The sequence below is a fragment of the Amycolatopsis kentuckyensis genome (assembly GCF_002155975.1).
GTDB classification, from domain to species: domain Bacteria; phylum Actinomycetota; class Actinomycetes; order Mycobacteriales; family Pseudonocardiaceae; genus Amycolatopsis; species Amycolatopsis kentuckyensis.
The window spans coordinates 1-314 of sequence record NZ_MUMI01000883.1 but is presented as its reverse complement, the minus strand read 5'-3'; the positions used below and the strand labels follow the sequence as shown (position 1 = coordinate 314).

The following is a 314-nucleotide window of genomic DNA, read 5'->3' as shown; positions in this document are numbered from 1 at the left end:
GCGAGCTGTCGAGTAACTCCTCCAGTGACAACCACCACGAGGACCCTGCCGACAGCCGGTATGAAGACCCGTACGACGACGGGTACGACGAGTACCGTCGTTGAGCACGCGTAACCGCGCGAGGGCGTAGCCGGGGCACCACCCGGCGACCGCCCTCGCGCGCTGCATGCTGCCCACAATGCTGTCCGAACAGGGCGTGCGGGTTCGCGAAGCGGACGAAGGAGTGAGCCGGTGGTAAGTCGGGTTGGAGTCGTCGGGGCGGGCCTCATGGGGTCCGGCATCGCCGAGGTGCACGCGCGGTCCGGGCTGGACGT

1 protein-coding gene and 1 pseudogene are annotated in these 314 nt (G+C 68.5%); both read left to right on the top strand.

Annotated elements, in window-relative coordinates; translation table 11 throughout:
* Positions 1-104, top strand: a pseudogene (locus CCN39_RS52495) (DUF3073 domain-containing protein); the annotation flags it as partial.
* A 127-nt stretch (positions 105-231) separates the two neighbouring features.
* Positions 232-314: 3-hydroxyacyl-CoA dehydrogenase NAD-binding domain-containing protein (locus tag CCN39_RS49965; protein ID WP_143264519.1), on the top strand; the 83-nt coding region annotated here is incomplete at its 3' end.